General features: G+C 63.1%; 12 protein-coding genes and 1 tRNA gene. 5 read left to right on the top strand and 8 right to left on the bottom strand.

Going from position 1 to position 12,823, the window contains the following annotated elements:
- Positions 1–8: 8 nt before the first annotated feature.
- The 6 genes from FZZ92_RS09270 to FZZ92_RS09245 form a co-directional block, all read right to left on the bottom strand.
- Complete coding sequence (locus tag FZZ92_RS09270; RefSeq protein ID WP_226398362.1) at positions 9–1,556, bottom strand: BCCT family transporter; 1,548 nt, start codon at positions 1,554–1,556, stop codon at positions 9–11.
- 18 nt (positions 1,557–1,574) lie between these two features.
- Entirely contained in the window at positions 1,575–2,765 is a 1,191-nt protein-coding gene (locus tag FZZ92_RS09265) for an FAD-dependent oxidoreductase (protein WP_226398363.1), read from the bottom strand.
- A complete protein-coding gene (locus FZZ92_RS09260) occupies positions 2,762–3,817 on the bottom strand; it encodes a Glu/Leu/Phe/Val dehydrogenase dimerization domain-containing protein (protein ID WP_226398364.1) in 1,056 nt (351 codons plus the stop codon). The genes FZZ92_RS09265 and FZZ92_RS09260 overlap by 4 nt, the downstream gene beginning before the upstream one ends.
- The gene (locus FZZ92_RS09255; RefSeq protein ID WP_226398419.1) at positions 3,817–4,854 is read right to left on the bottom strand and encodes a class I SAM-dependent methyltransferase; all 1,038 of its coding nucleotides are present in this window, start codon (positions 4,852–4,854) and stop codon (positions 3,817–3,819) included. Before FZZ92_RS09255 ends, FZZ92_RS09260 begins: the two co-directional genes overlap by 1 nt.
- Before the next feature lie 69 nt (positions 4,855–4,923).
- Entirely contained in the window at positions 4,924–5,505 is a 582-nt protein-coding gene (gene rdgB, locus FZZ92_RS09250; RefSeq protein WP_226398365.1) for an RdgB/HAM1 family non-canonical purine NTP pyrophosphatase, read from the bottom strand.
- Positions 5,502–6,965, bottom strand: a complete 1,464-nt coding sequence (locus FZZ92_RS09245) for a phosphoglucomutase/phosphomannomutase family protein (RefSeq protein ID WP_226398366.1) — start codon at positions 6,963–6,965, stop codon at positions 5,502–5,504. Before FZZ92_RS09245 ends, rdgB begins: the two co-directional genes overlap by 4 nt.
- Positions 6,966–7,018: 53 nt before the next feature.
- On the opposite strand from FZZ92_RS09245, the gene FZZ92_RS09240 reads away from it, so the two are divergent.
- The gene (locus FZZ92_RS09240; RefSeq protein ID WP_226423056.1) at positions 7,019–8,494 is read left to right on the top strand and encodes a TM0106 family RecB-like putative nuclease; all 1,476 of its coding nucleotides are present in this window, start codon (positions 7,019–7,021) and stop codon (positions 8,492–8,494) included.
- On the opposite strand, the gene FZZ92_RS09235 is transcribed toward FZZ92_RS09240, so the two are convergent.
- Together FZZ92_RS09235 and pyrE are read right to left on the bottom strand one after the other, a co-directional pair.
- On the bottom strand, positions 8,476–9,270 hold the full coding sequence (locus tag FZZ92_RS09235) for a folate-binding protein YgfZ (RefSeq protein WP_226423055.1): 795 nt from the start codon (positions 9,268–9,270) through the stop codon (positions 8,476–8,478). The genes FZZ92_RS09240 and FZZ92_RS09235 overlap by 19 nt on opposite strands.
- On the bottom strand, positions 9,267–9,839 hold the full coding sequence (gene pyrE, locus FZZ92_RS09230; protein WP_226398369.1) for an orotate phosphoribosyltransferase: 573 nt from the start codon (positions 9,837–9,839) through the stop codon (positions 9,267–9,269). Before pyrE ends, FZZ92_RS09235 begins: the two co-directional genes overlap by 4 nt.
- A gap of 32 nt (positions 9,840–9,871) precedes the next feature.
- Here pyrE and FZZ92_RS09225 point away from each other — a divergent pair, with 32 nt between their 5' ends.
- The 4 genes from FZZ92_RS09225 to FZZ92_RS09210 all read left to right on the top strand — a co-directional run bounded on the left by FZZ92_RS09225 (position 9,872) and on the right by FZZ92_RS09210 (position 12,823).
- Complete coding sequence (locus tag FZZ92_RS09225; RefSeq protein ID WP_226423054.1) at positions 9,872–10,396, top strand: hypothetical protein; 525 nt, start codon at positions 9,872–9,874, stop codon at positions 10,394–10,396.
- Positions 10,397–10,408: 12 nt separating this feature from the next.
- A tRNA-Ile gene (locus tag FZZ92_RS09220) sits at positions 10,409–10,481 on the top strand.
- A 13-nt stretch (positions 10,482–10,494) separates the two neighbouring features.
- Positions 10,495–11,778 carry a hemolysin family protein gene (locus tag FZZ92_RS09215; RefSeq protein ID WP_226398371.1) on the top strand — a complete coding sequence of 428 codons (1,284 nt, stop codon included), beginning with the start codon at positions 10,495–10,497 and terminating at the stop codon, positions 11,776–11,778.
- A gap of 37 nt (positions 11,779–11,815) precedes the next feature.
- Complete coding sequence (locus FZZ92_RS09210; RefSeq protein WP_226398372.1) at positions 11,816–12,823, top strand: Gfo/Idh/MocA family protein; 1,008 nt, start codon at positions 11,816–11,818, stop codon at positions 12,821–12,823.

Here is a 12,823-nt window from a genome sequence, read left to right as displayed (position 1 = left end):
GGCTTAGATCAGCTAAGGCCTTCGCGCTTGGCCTCTTTCCAAGCCAGCCGTGGCGCGCTCCATAGGGTGGCCAGCACCAGGGGGGTGACTGGCACCGCGGTGATCACGATGAAGGCCTGCAAGGCATCGATGGAGGTGCTGTCCCCTAGGCCTGTGCCGATGCGCAGCAACACCAAGGTCAGGCTGCCAATCATCAAGGCCCAGAACAGCCGCAGCAGAGCTGGCGGCTCATTGCGGCCGCTCACCACCATGGCTGCGGCGTAACTCATCGAGTCGGCGCTGGTGCACATGAACAGCACCACCAGCAATAGACCGATGGGGATCAGCACTCCGGCAAGGGGCAACTGGCTGAGGATGGTCAGTAGTGCTGCTGCGGCACCGTTCTGGGCCAGGGCTTCACTGATGCCACCCCCGGCCAACTCGAGATGTAATCCGGTGCCCCCAAGCAGGGTGAACCAGACGTTGGTCACGATCGGGCAGAGGATCGCCACGGCCAGTACCAGCTCACGGATGCTGCGGCCGCGGCTGACGCCGGCGGTGAAGAGCCCCATTAGCGGCGCATAGCCCAGGAACCAACCCCAGTAGAAGACAGTCCAGCCGTTCACCCAGTTCGAAGGCGCTGCGTTGGGTGCAAGAGCCATCTGCGGCAGATGGACCAGATAAGTGAAAAAGCCGCTGAAAAAGTGCTGGATCAGCCAGAAGCCAGGGCCTAAGAGCACAAGGCCTGCCGCCATGGCCAGAGTGAGCCAAACGTTGAGCTCCGACAGCCACTTGATGCCCTTTTGAATGCCGCTGACTGTGGATGTCGCGAACACAGCGGTCAGCAGCACCACCACCAGGGATTGCAAGCCTGCACTGTCGGTGAGCCAGGGCAATTGCCCTGCAGCGTTGCTGAGCTGCAGGGATAGGAATCCCAGGGGACCAACGGTGCCGGCGATCGCTGCCACCACAGACAAGCCGTCCGCTAGGTGACCGATCGGGCCATCCACCCAGCTGCGCGGAACGATGTTCACCAGCAGGGTGCGGGGACGCAGGGGTTCACCGCGTCGTTCCAGGATCGAGAAGGTGATCGTGGTGGTGGTGGCCACAAGAGCCCAGGCCAGGAACCCCCAGTGCAGAAAACTCACCGCCAGGGCGGGATCCACCGCGGCTGCTGTGCTGCCTTCGACCCCTGCAAAAACCGGTGATGGTGTTTGGAAGTGATACAGCGGTTCGGCAGCGGACCAGAACACACCCCCTCCTGCCAGCAGGGTGCAGATCAGCACCGCACACCAATCGAAGAATTTGAAGCTCGGCTTGGCATCCGCTCCGCCAAGCCGGAGTTTGCCGATAGGGCTGATGGCAAGGATCAGGGCGATCAGAAACAGCAGCACCACCATCCATTGCCAGACCGCCCCCAGGGCATCACTGATTACGGCTTTGCCGGTTTCAGTGAAATGCTTGGCCAGAGCCAGGTCGATGGCCGAGACCAACAGAAAAATCAGCAGCGGGATGGCGCCGACCCAGAGCGGGGGCTGTTGCCACCAGGAGCGCTGGTTCGCGGGGTTGTCAGACATCGGATGAGGGGTGAAAGATCAGGCTCGGACGGCGTCGCGTTGGTGGCTCCAGCAGGAGAGATCCACTGCAGGTTGTTCACCACTGGCGAGGCGTGCCAGAGAATCACCGATCAGAGGAGCGAACTTGAAGGCCTGGCCGGAGCCCCCTGCGAACAGACTCAGCTTCGGGGTGAGCCGATCCAGCACGAAGTTCACATCGCTGGCCATGGAGTACGGGCTGATCACGGTCTCGACTCGTTCCTGAACTCCCTCCAATTCGTTGAACAGGAAGGTGTCGAGCAGCTCCACCAGTCGGGCTGGTGGCTCGGTGACCATGGCGTTGGGTGCGGCGACCCGCAGTTCTCGTGGGGCCCAGTCGATGCCGGCCTTGATCCGGGGCCTGCCATCCGCCGTTTGGCTCAACACGGGGAAGCCGTAGTACAGGCCACCATCGTCGCCTCGTTCTTGCTGGAAGCAGAACCACTGGGGGTAGCGATCAGCGAGTGCTGGGTTGACGGTGTAGTGAGCCCAAAGCATCGGCCACACCTCCAGTTTCGGTGCCAAGCCGAGGGGGGCCAGCAACAGTTGGCTCCAGATCCCGCAGGCCACCACCAGTTGGCTTGCGGCGATGTGCTCGCCGCTCTGCAGGGTGACGCCTCCACCATCTGGATCGAGTCCGGCCACGGGGCAGTGCTCGATCAGCTGATGGCCGGCGTTACGGGCGGTATTGATCCAGTGGGAGAGAACTTTGTCGCTGCGTACGGCACCGGCGGTGGGTTCGAACAGGCCAGTGAAACCGGCCTTCGGCTTCAGCGGGAAACGGGCAGCGATCTGTTCGGCATTGAGGGCCTCGTAGGGGATTCCCTGATCGTCCATGACCTGGCGGGCCCCGGGGATCGATCCCTCGATCGTTTCCTCATCCCAGCTTTCGCCGTAGAAGAGCAGGCCGTGGGTCTCTCTCAGCTGCTCGCCGGCGTGAGTTTCCTCTTCCCGCCAAAGGCGATTGGCCTCCTGGGCCAGACGGCAGAGCACCGGATCGGAATACATCTCCCGGAACATCCGGGTTTCGCCGTAGCTGCTGGCCTTGGCGTGGGCCAGGGTCTTGGCTTCCAGCAGCACCACATCGCGCACGCCGCGGCGGGCAAGGGATGCAGCGCAGCTCAGGCCCGCCATGCCGCCGCCGACGATCACGACCGCTGCGCGGCTGGGCAGTGAGGAGGGCGTGCTCATTCGCTATCTCCAAAGCTCAGGCCGATGGGATCGGTGGAGGGTGTCGCCGCCACTTCCTCGAGGGCGGCACCAACCGACAAACCCTGTTCGCGCTGATTGAGATAGTCGCTTGCCCGCCGGCGCACCTCATCGCGTACGAAGGCATAGACGTCCGTGGCGCCTGCGTCCTTCCAGGCATCGGGGGAGAACCGCTCGATCGAATCGGCGATCACGGCGCCAGCATTCACAAGAGGGTCTGGCAGTACCCGCACACCGCGGCGCCGCAGGTCGTCTGCTAGCTGCGGTTGCTGGAAGGGGGCATTGGCTGCAGGAACCACGGCGGGGGTCTTCAAGGCCGTTGCCATTTCGGCGTTGATCAACCCGGAGATGGAACAGGGCAGCACCAGGTCGAGGTCCAGTTCCCACCAGGCACAGCTCTCGGGCAGAGGCGTCGCGCCGGGAAAACTGGCTCTCTCGCGATCCAGATCCACGGTGAACACCGTCCAGCCGTGATCGACGAGATGACGGGCCACCGTTCCGCCGACGGCACCGCAGCCGTGCACGAGGGCCCGGCCGGGAATGGCATCTTTGAGGTCCTTCTCCAGCACTGCCTCCACGGCGCCGAGGGTGCCATGGGCGGTGGCGGCACTGGCGTCTACTGGGCTGCCGACCGCCGCCAGCACATGCGGTGTGAGCGCCGTCAGACGCTCCATGTCCTCCAGGCTGGTGTTGAGATCGCAGCCAGTGATCATGGCGCCATCGAGCGACTCCAGCAGCTCGGCGGTGACGCTGATCAGTTCATCCTTGACCGCATCGGGCTCCGCTGCCCGGGCGACGATCTTGCCTCCAGCAAAACCGGTGCCGTAGAGATCGTGCTTGTGGGTCATCAACCCCGCCAGCCGCTGTCCGTCAGCGATGCAGGCCTCATCGCTCGGGTAATTCAGCAGGCGCAGGCCCCCGTTGGCGGGGCGCTTGGCATCAGTGTCTTCCGCCACCACGAACACCGAGAGGTGGTCGGAGACGTGTTCCGCCAGCACCGACACAGTCGGCGATGCTTTCTTGCTGCTGCTCATCAGGCCACCTTCTCCATCATCTGGTGGTGTTCGACGTAATCGAGACTCCATTCGCTGGGGGTTTCGGCGATGCGCTGTTGCAGACGCTCGTACACCGTGTCTGCAGCGGCCTCCCCGGCAGCACTGGCGAAGCTGTGGCGGCTCCAGCTGCGGATCGTCGCCATCAGGCCGGCGGCGAAAGCGGCCGTGTCACCGTTCTCGTTCCAGCGGCGTCGGTACGGGCACTTCACATAGACCGTGCGCTCGTCCACGAGGCGCAGTCCGTTGCGGTAGGCGGCGCTGCTCTCGTCCTTCAGCGGAGCCATGAACTCCTCGGGGGACTTGTAGAAATTCAGAACGGTGCCTTTTTTGTATTGCTCTGCGCTGATCAGACCTTCCTCGGCCATGCCGCGCCAGATCTGGTGCAATTGGTCGTGCACATTGCGGGTTTCGCCGCCGTTATGACCGAGATAACGTCCTTCGTTATCGCGTGAGAGGTTCACGGTCAGAAGTCTCCCGCCCACCTTCAGCTCGCGACTCCGCAGTTCGAGGATGTAGTTCCAGTCCTTCATCGCCTGGGCGGTGAAACGCTGAAGGGCATCGGCATCACCGGAGGCCAGCACATGGGTGTGGCTATCGAGTGGTCCGGGCGAAGCGCTCAGCCAGTGCATGGCGGTTGCGGAGAAGCCGAAGCTCACGCTGTCCGGGGCCACGGAGGGCTCGTAGAAGCTGCGGGCACTCACCAGCACTGTTGGTTTTGGATCCCGGGGAATCTGCAGGGCCAGGTTTTCTGCCAGAGCGAGGTTGTCGTTGCTCGGTAAGTCGTTACCGATCAGCGTCAGATGAGCATTCGGCTGGTTGGCATGCAGGCGATCCAGCACCTGATTCCAGAGCCCTACAGCAGTGCCGCCATCGGCAGCTCCGTAATCGATCAGGACATGGCTGTCTGCGACAGCCAGTTGATTCACACAAGTCAAGGCCCAGTCCGAGGCGGCTTCAATGCACAGAAGAGCGCCTTCGGTCTGCGCGCTGTAACCCGTGGTCATGGCGATGGCCATGGACCTCGTCAACGGCAGGCCTCACCGTACAGACCATGGCTGAACTGACTACGAATTAACGCGTCTGCTTCACGTTGCTTGGAGCAAATGACGCAGTTGGGGTTCCAGGAGGCTGAAGGCTCTGCCGCGATGGCCATGCTGTTTTTTCTCAGCCAGGGGCATCTCGGCAAAGGTGCGGCCCGTTCCAGCAACTTCGAAGATCGGGTCGTAGCCAAAGCCTTGCTCCCCACGGGGTGACGCCGTGATCAAACCGTCGCAACGGCCTTCCACCTCAAGCAGAACGGATCCATCGGGGGCTGCAATGCAGAGCGCAGCGCAGAAATGGGCTTGGCGTTGCTCTGAGCCGTTCAGCGCCTTCAACAGCCGCGCGATGCGTTCCGGATCGGTGGGGGCGTAGCGGGCGGAGTGAACACCCGGGGCGCCATCCAGGGCGTCCACGCTTAGGCCTGAATCGTCGGCCAACGCCCATTCCCCTGTAGTAGCTGCAACCGCTTGGGCTTTGAGACGGGCATTGGCGGCAAACGTGGTGCCTGTCTCCTCCACCTCCAAACCCTCAGGCTGGGGCTGCACTGTGACGGGGAGGGCCTGCAGCAGACCCTGGAATTCACGAATCTTTCCGGCGTTGCCGCTGGCGATGACCAGTGCCTTCATGCGGCCTCCGCGAACTGCCTGCCCCAGGCCAGCACAGCATTCACCCGATCGGCATCGGGCCCTTCGCAGTAGAGCCGCAGTAGAGGTTCGGTTCCGGAAAAGCGCAGCATCAGCCAGTGGCTGGGACCCATTCTCAGTTTGATCCCGTCTGTGGTGATCACCTCCAGCACCTTTGCCCCTGCGATGGTCGAAGGTGTGCTCTGGGCAAGCAGCATCTCGAGCCGTCGGCGTGCCTCCATGTCAGCAAGTCGCAGGTCGAAGCGGTCGTAGTGGCTACTGCCTCCATGCTGCGCCTGGAGAGCATCCAGTCGAGCTCCCAGGGGTTGCTTTCCTTCAACAAGGGCTTCCAGCACCAGCATTGCTGCGAACAGCGCGTCCCGCTCGGGCAGGTGCATGCCGAAGCCAACTCCACCAGACTCCTCGCCGCCGATCAGCACGTCCCCCGCCAGCATCTCCGCGGCGATGTACTTGAAGCCCACAGCGAGCTCAAGAACATCGCGTCCCTGCGCTTCCGCCACCAGCCGCATCAGATCAGATCCGCTCACGGTCTTGACCACTGCTCCTGGCAGCTGCCGGGCGCGGGCCAGGTGATCGATCAGCAGGGGCATCAGCAGCTGGGTGCTGCAGAACCGACCTGTTTCATCCACAGCGGCAATGCGGTCCCCATCGCCGTCGAAGACCAATCCCACGGCAGGGCTCCCGGCGGCGGTTGAGGTCTTCACCGCTGTGATCAGCTCTTCGAGATAGGCCGCAAGGGGTTCCGGCGGATGACCACCAAATAAAGGATTGCGATCGCTGCGGATTTCCTCCACCACCCCATGGGCCTCAGGCCCGAGCAGCTCCGTTACACACCCGGCGGCTGAGCCGTGCATCGGATCCACGATCACCTTCAGGTTGATGGTCTTGAGGCCCCGCAGCAGTGCGGTGAGGTCGAGCTTGCGGCGGAGACCTTCGAGATGCTCGCCCCGACCATCAAAACGGGGGACCTCCGCTTTGATCGGTGCTGTGATGCCGCCGGCGGCCAGTCGTCGTTCGACTGCGGCGGTGAAGTCGCCCTCGACTGACCCGCCGAAGGGGCCTTTGATCTTCAGCCCCAGCCATTCCGGCGGGTTGTGGCTGGCGGTGATGACCAGCGCTCCAAGGGCTTTGCGCTCCACCACGGCCCAGCTGCAGGCCGGTGTGGGGACAGCGGTGTCAGTTAGTAGGGGCTCGAGTTCACAACCCCGCACGGCGGCGGCGATGGCTTCCGCCAGTTCGGGAGCCAGAAAGCGCCGGTCATAACCGATGACCACCGTTCGGCTGTTGTGGCCTTCTGGGGCGCGATGCGCGAGCTCCTGGGCCGCGGCAGCGGCAACGGGCAATAAGCGCTCCACTGTGATGTCGACACCGATGATTCCGCGCCAGCCATCGGTGCCGAACTTGATTGGAGCTGGGCTTAGGGGGAGGGGAGCCGATGCCATGGCACAGCCTGCACTTCAGTGGATCTAGCAGCTGGCAGCCGTAGGGTCGGCGGATGGGTGACACCCCGCCTGCCGACAACGCCCTCACCGACCGGTTGCTGCGCAGTTGGCTGCGTTGTCGTCGCAAGGCCTGGCTCGATCGCCACGGAAATCCTGCTGAGCGACGTTGGACCGCCCATCGCAATCTGCTGCTGGATGACCAGCAGCGATGTTTTGTGGGATTGATGCCCCGCAAACCAGGCCATGGCTTGGCCGCCTGTGTTGCCGGTGCCGATGCCGTGGTGGGTCTGCGCCTGAAGGGTCTGGGCCCTTCCGGGGAACCGTTGGAGGCGCATCCTCCCCTGCTCAGGCGGGTCAAGGGCCAGAGCCGTTGGGGCGACTTCGCCTATCAACCGGTGCTGGCACGTCAGGGCCGTCGTACCACTCGGGAACATCAGCTGCCCCTGGCGCTGATGGCTCTGCTGCTCGAGCAGGTGCAACAGGGCGAAGTCCCATCCATGCTGGTTCTCGGCGGCGGCGGCCGGCGGCTGGAACAGGAGCGGGTCCATCTGTCGAACGGCATGCGCCGACAGCTTTCGGAAGGGTTGCGCAAACTGCGTGATGACCTGGAGCGGTCGGTCCCCCCTCCTCTGGCAGCCGATCGACGCAAGTGCTCACTCTGCAGCTGGCGGGGTGTTTGTAACGCCGTGGCGGCGGAGCAAGGGCACTTAAGTGAGGTCAGCGGCATCGGAGCCAAGCGCCGCGAGATGTTGCTGGAGCTTGGGATTCGCGGCCTACCTGATCTGGCCGCTGCTGATCCGATGCAGCTCGCTAAGCAGCTTCAACGCTTCGGTGATCAGCATGGTGAGGTGGCTGCAGCCTTGGTGGCCCAGGCCAGGGCGCAGCGCGATGGTCGGGTGGAACGTTTGGACGCTGCACCGGCACTTTCGGAACTTCGGGACTGCCCTGGTGTGCTCCTTTACGACATCGAATCCGACCCCGACGCCCGTCACGACTTTCTCCACGGTTTTCTCGTCTTGCACAGAACCGAACGTGGGGACTGGGACCTTGCTTCAGTGGCCTATCACCCGATCCTGGCCCTGGCCGAGCACGGTGAACCCCGTTGCTGGCTTCGGTTGCAACGCCTGCTGGATCACTACCGGGGGTGGCCAATTCTTCACTACGGGGAAACAGAAAGCCTGGCCTTAAGGCGCATGGCCGAGCGGCAAGGTGTCGATGAGGCTGAACTGAAGCAGCTTCGTCACCGTCTGGTGGATGTTCATGCCCGGGTGCGGCGTCACTGGCGCTTGCCATTGGCCAGTTACGGCCTCAAGGCCGTGGCCGGTTGGCAGGGGTTCCGATGGAGTCAGGCCGGTGCAGACGGGGCCAGGGCCTTGTTGTGGTGGCGGCAGTGGCAGGGCGATGGCCCTGATCGACGCGGCAATAGGCATGGGCTGCGCTGGATCTTCGACTACAACCGCGATGACTGCCTAGCCACCTGGGCCGTTGCCGCCTGGTTGCTGCAACACGATCAGACGTCGGGATCCTGAAACGCCTCAGGTCGGCTGATCTGGAGCAGTTCCCCATTGGGTCCCTCCAGCGTTTCACTGGCAAGACATTGGCGGCGCACCAGGGCCAGTCCAATCCACGAGTTGTCGTGTTCGAGAGCACTGGTGATCACCCCGGCCCTCTCTCCCTTCAGCGTGAGTTTTGTGGCTCTGGACAGCGGGCTGCGGCAGCTCCAACAGCGCAGCTCTTGTTTCACCCCCGCTTTCCCGATGAGTTTGGCCATGGTCTCCTGGCCCAGGTAGCAGCCCTTCTCTGGGCTGATCCGAGCCACGAGTCCCAGTTCCAGAGGGTTGGTCTCGCCATTGAGTTCACCTGGCCCTGGTGGGAAGCCGCTCTGGAGCCGCCGACGCTCCAATGCCGCGGCGGTGGCGGGCTTTCCTAATACCCATGGCTCTGGCAATGCCACATCCGGCTCAGGCCAGATCACTGCAGCGTCAGGTTCCAGCCATTGCAGCCGGCGCCCCTCGGCCAGGGGTTGGAGTCGCACACGATCGGCTGGAAAGATCACCTGATCGAATCCGGCGTGAACCGCAGCAGCATCTCCCGCCAGAACGATCACATCGGCTCCATCCGTATCCAGACGGACTTCCAGCAGCGCCCGTAAGCGTCCCGTTGCGGTCAGCCAGCAGGTCTGCAGGAGATCACCGGGTTGGAGTGCGTTGAGGTCAGCACTGGTCTGACCCTGAAGAAACTGGCATGCTCCGCCGCCGCTCAGGCGCAGCCGGGGGAATGTGGCGTCCCAAAACAGCCTGCTCATACCTGGGTGACGGCGGCGATCTCAGACAATTTGTACAGGCTGATCAGCTCGAGATCGTCAGCAGCCATGGCGGCATCGCCCCCTTCTTCCCGGTCGACGATGGTGACGACCCTCTTGACGCAGTAGCCGGCGTCGCGCAGCTGCCGGACCGCTTTGAGGGAGGACCCCCCTGTGGTCACAACGTCTTCCAGCACGGTGATCAGTGCCCCGGGCGCTGGTAGTGGTCCCTCCAGCCAGGCTCCAGTGCCATGGCCTTTGGCCTCCTTACGGACGATTAATGCATCGAGATCACGGCCCTGATTGGCGGCGGCCATGGCGACACCGCTCACCAGTGGGTCTGCTCCGAGGGTGAGGCCGGCCACTGCGACTGCATCAGTTTCCACGTGGGTCAGCATGGCTCGACTAATCAAGGCCAGGCCGGAGCCGCTCAGGCTTACTGGTTTGCAGTTCACGTAGTGCTCGCTCCTGCGGCCTGACGCAAGGGTGAAGTCTCCGTGCCGGTAGGCCAAGGTGGCCAGTCGGCTCAGCAGTTGCTCGCGCTCAGTCGGGACACTCGACGATTCAGGCATGGGTCTGGCCGCGCTTCGCAGATGTCCTTAGTTTGCGCTTAGAGCTGTTTCCTCCGCTGCTGCTGCGCTCGTTCTTTCGCTCGGGATTGTTGGTGCTCGCTGGCCCATCGGTGCTGGCAGGCCCGCTGGTCTGCACGACCAGCATCGAGGCTCCTCCACCGGGCAGTGGTTCTGCTCCCGTGGAAGTGACGGTGTGCCATCCCACGGAGACCACCAGTGAGCTGATCAACCGTCGCCTCTACTCCTGGACGTCACCCATGGCCAGGGGTGTGGATCCCCTTCATCAACTGACTGATTTTCTGGGTATCGCGGTTGGAGGAATCGAGGGGAATCGGGTGATGAGCCTTGGCTTTCCGGATCAGACCCTGATCTGGGACGGGTCTGCCCTGCAAAACACGACCGGAGCTCTGCTGGAGGAGCAGAGTACGCCGCTGCCGTTGCGGACCCTCGATATCCCTAGCGGATTCGACGGCAGCCTGGCCGCCTCCGACATAAACGAATCCGACCTGGAGCGACCCATGCCCGATGACTTCCCCGACGTCACTCCCCTGTGGTAACACTCTCTTTGAGGGGGTCTAGCAATCTGGTGAATGCAGCGAACTCATAATTCGCCTAAGGCGAGTTCGATCCTCGCGACCCCCATTCCCCCCTATTGATGCGGCTTTTACTGCTGGCTGTCCTGCTGGTTTTGCCAGCCTTTTTCGCGGCCGCAGAGGTGGCCCTGTTGCGGCTTCGCCCCAGCCGTGTCGAAGTGCTTGTGGAGGAAGAGCAGACCGGGGCCCGCTCTATTCAGCGTCTGCAGCGACGCCTGCGGCGGGCTTTGTTGGTTTCTCAGCTGGGTTCCACCCTCGCTCTAGTGGCTTTGGGCTGGGCCGGCCGCGGTTTGGGGGGTCGGCTCTGGTCGGATGGCTCCCTAGGTGTGGCCTGGCGGGATACGGCGCTGTTTCTCGGGATCGTTCTGCTCGCCACGTTGGTCGCCGGTTTACTGCCCAAGGCCTGGGTGCTGAACCGTCCGGAATCCTCCGCGCTCCGACTGGTGCCGTTGCTGGAGGTGGTGATGCGCTGCTTGGCTCCGCTGCTCAACCTGCTTGAGGCACTGGCAGGCCTGCTGATGCGCCTGCTCGGCCTGGCTCCCCAGTGGGATGTATTGGTGCCAGCACTCTCTGCCGGTGAGCTGGAAACCCTCGTGGAATCCGGGCGGGTCACGGGATTGTTTCCCGATGAAAAGAACATTCTGGAAGGAGTCTTCGCCCTGCGGGACACCCAGGTGCGGGAGGTGATGGTGCCTCGCTCCGGGATGGTCACGCTGCCGGCCACGGTCCGTTTCGCGGAGCTGATGGAAGCCGTTCATCACACCCGTCACGCGCGGTTCCCGGTGATTGGCCAGTCGCTGGACGACGTGCGTGGCGTGCTGGATCTCCGTCAGATGGCTGAACCGATTGCCCGGGGAGAGCTCCAGGCCGATTCGCTGCTTGAGCCCTATCTCCAGCCTGCGGTGCCCGTGCTGGAAACCTGCACCTTGGCGGAGCTGCTGCCGATGATTCGCAGTGGCCAGCCGCTTCTGTTGGTGGTGGATGAGCACGGCGGCACAGAGGGGCTCGTGACAGCAGCAGATCTCACCGGAGAAATCGTTGGTGATGAGGATCCCGGCGAGACCGATGAGCCAGATCTGCTCGAGGAAAAGGACTGCCCTGGTGTTTGGCTGGTGGCGGGAGATCTGGAGATCTTCGAGCTGAACCGTCAGCTGGACCTCGATCTGCCCGAGGCGGATGAACATCACACCCTTGCGGGTTTCCTGCTGGAGCGGCTTCAGCACATTCCATCCGCTGGGGAAGCGCTGCATTTCAACGGCCTGCAGTTTGAAATCACGGCCATGGCAGGGCCGCGGATTGACCGCGTCCGGCTCGTTCTCCCTAGTCCAGAGGATGATTCCGACTGAAGGCCGATAGTCTTCCCCCAACCGACTGCCCGTTCTGATGTCTCCCGACCCCATGGTCCCAGTGAAGGTCGGGGTGATCGGAATCGGCAACATGGGTTGGCACCATGCTCGTGTGCTCAGCCTTCTGCGGGATGCCGACTTGGTGGGAGTTGCGGATCCCGATGCCGAGCGCGGACAGCTCGCTACGGAGCAATTCGGCTGCCGCTGGTTTGGGGATTACCACGCCATGCTTTCTGAGGTGGAGGCGGTCTGCATCGCTGTTCCCACCCTTCTGCATCACCCCGTCGGCCTGGCCTGTCTTCGAGCGGGTGTGCATGTTCTGATCGAAAAGCCGATCGCGGCGAGTCAAGACGAGGCCACCGCGCTGATCGAGGCTGCGACAGCAGCGGGTTGTCTGCTTCAGGTCGGTCACATCGAGCGATTCAACCCTGCTTTTCGTGAACTCACCAAGGTGGTGGCCAACGAAGAAGTCGTGGTCCTCGAGGGGCGTCGCCACAGCCCCCATTCCGATCGGGCTAACGACGTTTCCGTGGTGCTGGATCTGATGATTCATGACATTGACCTTGTGCTGGAGCTGGCCAAGGCACCCGTTGTCAGGCTTGCCGCTGCCGGTGGTCGCAGTGCCGAGGGACCGATTGATTACGTCAATGCCACGCTGGGTTTTGAGAATGGTGTTGTGGCCAGCCTCACGGCCAGCAAGATGAGCCACCGCAAGATCCGCAGCCTTAGTGCGCACTGCCGCTCAAGCCTGGTGGAAACCGACTTCCTCAACCACACCCTGCACATCCATCGCCGCGCCCATGAGTGGTATTCCGCAGATCACGGTGAGCTGCTGTACCGCAATGACGGCTTCATCGAGGAGGTGAGCACCACGTCCATCGAACCGCTCTACGCCGAGCTTGAGCACTTTCTCCAGTGCGTGCGCGGCCGGGAAACCCCTGCTGTGGATGGTCTTCAGGCGTCGCGTGCACTCAAGCTGGCCGACCTGATCGAGCAGGCGGTCGAACACCCGGATACCGGGGCACCCTTGCCTGCACCCATCTGA

It is taken from the genome of Synechococcus sp. MU1611, assembly GCF_020514255.1.
Classification (GTDB): Bacteria; Cyanobacteriota; Cyanobacteriia; order PCC-6307; family Cyanobiaceae; genus Parasynechococcus.
The sequence above is the reverse complement of the archived record's forward strand: the minus strand, read 5'-3'. Positions and strand labels throughout refer to the sequence as shown.

Bases quoted from the DNA above. Each gene is read 5' to 3' on its own strand.
- rdgB (WP_226398365.1), bottom strand. From the start codon at position 5,505: ATGAAGGCACTGGTCATCGCCAGCGGCAACGCCGGAAAGATTCGTGAA.
- FZZ92_RS09235 (WP_226423055.1), bottom strand. From the start codon at position 9,270: ATGAGCAGGCTGTTTTGGGACGCCACATTCCCCCGGCTGCGCCTGAGC.
- FZZ92_RS09240 (WP_226423056.1), top strand. From the start codon at position 7,019: ATGGGTGACACCCCGCCTGCCGACAACGCCCTCACCGACCGGTTGCTG.
- FZZ92_RS09245 (WP_226398366.1), bottom strand. From the start codon at position 6,965: ATGGCATCGGCTCCCCTCCCCCTAAGCCCAGCTCCAATCAAGTTCGGC.
- FZZ92_RS09265 (WP_226398363.1), bottom strand. From the start codon at position 2,765: ATGAGCACGCCCTCCTCACTGCCCAGCCGCGCAGCGGTCGTGATCGTC.
- FZZ92_RS09260 (WP_226398364.1), bottom strand. From the start codon at position 3,817: ATGAGCAGCAGCAAGAAAGCATCGCCGACTGTGTCGGTGCTGGCGGAA.
- pyrE (WP_226398369.1), bottom strand. From the start codon at position 9,839: ATGCCTGAATCGTCGAGTGTCCCGACTGAGCGCGAGCAACTGCTGAGC.
- FZZ92_RS09255 (WP_226398419.1), bottom strand. From the start codon at position 4,854: ATGGCCATCGCCATGACCACGGGTTACAGCGCGCAGACCGAAGGCGCT.
- FZZ92_RS09210 (WP_226398372.1), top strand. From the start codon at position 11,816: ATGTCTCCCGACCCCATGGTCCCAGTGAAGGTCGGGGTGATCGGAATC.
- FZZ92_RS09270 (WP_226398362.1), bottom strand. From the start codon at position 1,556: ATGTCTGACAACCCCGCGAACCAGCGCTCCTGGTGGCAACAGCCCCCG.
- FZZ92_RS09215 (WP_226398371.1), top strand. From the start codon at position 10,495: ATGCGGCTTTTACTGCTGGCTGTCCTGCTGGTTTTGCCAGCCTTTTTC.